We start from the raw sequence: 3,022 nt of genomic DNA, 5'->3' as shown, positions 1-3,022 counted from the left end.
AAGGGGCCTGCCGCGCACGGCTGGGAGGACCAGCGGTGGACCCTGAGCCGTGTGAAGACGGTGATCGGCCGGCGCTTCCACCTGACCTACACGATCCAGGGCGTGCGCAAACTGCTGGTGCGCAACGGCTGGTCCTGCCAGGTCCCGGCCCGACGCGCCATCGAGCGGGACGACGACGCGGTGGCCGGGTGGGTCAAGGAGGTGTGGCCCTGCGCGGAAGACTCGCGGCGGCCCGTGGAGCCTGGCTCTTCTTCGAGGACGAAGCCGGATTCTCCATGACGCCGCCGCAGGCCAAGACCTGGTCGCTGCGCGGCCGCACCCCAGTGGTGCGGGTGCGGGGCCGTTCCCGCAGACGGATATCCATCGCCGCGCTGACCTGCTACAAACCCGGCCACCGGTCCCGGCTGATCTACCGGCCCCGCCGGGACGACGGCCGACGCGACGGACGCAAGAGCTTCTCCTGGCGCGACTACCGGGACCTGCTGATCGCCGCCCACCAGCCGCTCGGCGGCCCGATCGTGCTCGTCTGGGACAACCTCAACGTCCACAAGGCCGCCGGGCTCCGAGAGTTCGCCGAAGCCCGGGACTGGCTGACCATCTACTACCTGCCGCCCTACGCACCCGACCTCAACCCCGTCGAAGGGATCTGGTCGCTCCTGCGGCGCGGCTGGCTCTCCAACGTCGCTTTCAGCACCCCCGAACACCTCGTCCAGCGCATCCGACGCGGGCTACGGCACATCCAGTACCGCAGCGACCTCATAGACGGCTGCTTCGCCGAGACCGGCCTGACCATCAACCCCAGACCGTAGACGACACCACGAGTTCAACCTCAGTAGGAAGACCATCCGGGAAACCGGAAGGCAGCCCAGACCAGCTTTCCGGGCCCGTCACGACGTGAGGTACCCCAGCTGTCGGCGAGAGCCGCCACGAGGAACAGCCCACGGCCGTGGTCGTCGTCCTCCGCGGCCTCGCAAACCCGGGGCGACCCATCGCCCGCGTCATGCACTTCTAAGCGCAGCACACCGCCCTCAAGAGCGAGACGCACACGAAAATCGCGCCCAGAGGGCGTGTGCCGCAATGCATTGGTGGCGAGTTCGGACGCGCAGAGGACCACGTCCTCGACGCGGTCGGTCGGTAGATGACCGGCAATGGCTTGTCGTACAGAAGTACGCACTCGGCCGATGGATGCACGACGGCGTGTGAACTGCCGTTGCAAGTAGAGGAGTTGGGGTGCTGCAGCTGCAACCGGCAGCGAAGTGTCAGTACTGGTCATCCCGGCGCCCGCGTGGGGAGAAACGACGGGAGCGTGCCTCATATGGACTCCTCGTGGGTCGGTCCTGCCCGGGAGCTTCAACACGGGCTCCGAGGCGCTGTCCGACACATGTAATCGAGGCACAACAAACCGCTACAGGGACGCAGCGTCCTAGTTTCGTGACGCTACCCGACGACTCCCAAAAACTCAGCCAACGAACGAAGCCCCGACGGATGGTTCGGAAGGTTCCACAGATCACGCACGATGGCCACGGCCAAAGTGTGATGCTGCATCCACGTCGGTGCCACCCGCCGCAACGCCTCCAAGGTCTTTACTGCCCCCGGCGCATCCCCAAGATCGGTGTGAGCCCGAGCCACATCCAACAGAAGCCACGTCCGCCACGACGGGGGCGTGTCCTTACTCAGCCGCATACCCTTGGCCAGCGCCAACGCATCCTCGGGACGCCCGTATTGAACCGCCAACCGAACACGCTCAATACGCACCGACGAAGGACTGAAAACGCTGACCATACGGCTGTCACTCCCCGCAGGGAGCTTGGCCACGCGACCGGCCTCCTTTTCCGCATCTTCCATCAACGCCGCTGCTCGCTCGTAGTCATTGCTACGAGCAGCTGACGTGGCGGCAGACATCGTCAGAGCGCCCCAGACCTTAAGCCCATCGGCAATGTCCGTGTGACCACCATCCTTGATGGACTCAGCAGCCTGCAGGGCGATGGACATAGCGTCGTTCAGCCGGCCCTGCCGCTGATACGTCCAAGCGACAGAGTTGACGATCATGGCAGGGAGCAATGGATCGGAAGACTGCTCCGCAGCATCTATTGCGCGTTCCAGAGAGATAAGAGCCAAGTCTGTCTTAGCCATGCGAACCGCAAGGTGTCCGGCCAGTTGAAGTACCTTGGCCAATGCGGCGAAACCAGCGATTCGATCTTCCTCAGATACTGAGACAGTGACAGAACGGGCTTCGGCGATCAGCTTTGGAATCACCTTCAGGACCGTGTCAAATTCGGCGTCGTGGTATTTCGACCATCCCTGGGCGATTTCCTCGCGCAGACGGTCAAGAGAGAATTCCAAGCAAGGTGACTGTGGCTCAGGTCCCCACAGCACGGGCATGATTGCACGCCGCATGGACACAAAACGTGGCCCGTCATTCTCGCCGCCGGACGAGACAGCCGGAGGGTCCCCGAGCAGAGTGGTCAACTCCACGCCGAGGCCGTTCGCCAGAGCGTGCAGAGTGGGCAGCCGCGCGGAGTGCTTGCGCCCTTGCTCAAGCTGACGGATCACGTCAACAGACACGTGGGAACGGTCGGCCAGCTCTTCTTGCGTCAACGAAGCCAGACGCCGCAGGCGGCGCAACGTTCGCCCCAGATCATCGTTTGCCACGCTGCCACGGTACGCCCGCCCCTGACGTGACCGCCACAGCAGCCTGGGATGAAGGGCACTTGGTTGATGGCCCATCAACCAAGCTTTCTGAATGGCTAGTTGAGGATCCCGATCGGCCCGTTCTATGAGCAGAGGGTGTGCGTGCTTATTCCACAAGATAGCCAGGCCTTATTTTTGACGCACTCAGATTGATGTCTGGTCTGCAACCAACACCTTCGACCCGGACGCCTAGCACCACCCCGGCCCCAGCCAACTCTGACGGGGGATCAACCCTGAGGAGGGGTTCATGCGCCCGAAGCGCCTGGGAGGCTTCCCCCTCAACTAGCTAGCTATATCCTGGAATTCGCGGAGCGAATTCCAGGGGCTCGAA

At 63.7% G+C, this 3,022-nt stretch carries 2 protein-coding genes and 1 pseudogene; 1 reads left to right on the top strand and 2 read right to left on the bottom strand.

The window, feature by feature from the left end; translation table 11 throughout:
- Nucleotides 1–809: pseudogene (locus tag QIS96_RS37565) on the top strand (IS630 family transposase); the annotation flags it as partial.
- Between the two features lie 20 nt (nucleotides 810–829).
- Here QIS96_RS37565 and QIS96_RS37560 read toward each other — a convergent pair.
- Nucleotides 830–1,273, bottom strand: a complete 444-nt coding sequence (locus QIS96_RS37560; RefSeq protein ID WP_282547379.1) for an ATP-binding protein — start codon at nucleotides 1,271–1,273, stop codon at nucleotides 830–832.
- Nucleotides 1,274–1,437: 164 nt separating this feature from the next.
- Nucleotides 1,438–2,652 (bottom strand): helix-turn-helix domain-containing protein, encoded by a 1,215-nt coding sequence (locus tag QIS96_RS37555; RefSeq protein WP_282547378.1) that lies wholly within the window; start codon nucleotides 2,650–2,652, stop codon nucleotides 1,438–1,440.
- Nucleotides 2,653–3,022: the final 370 nt, after the last annotated feature.

The organism is Streptomyces cavernicola (assembly GCF_029968035.1).
Lineage (GTDB): Bacteria > Actinomycetota > Actinomycetes > Streptomycetales > Streptomycetaceae > Streptomyces > Streptomyces cavernicola.
The sequence above is the reverse complement of the archived record's forward strand: the minus strand, read 5'-3'. Positions and strand labels throughout refer to the sequence as shown.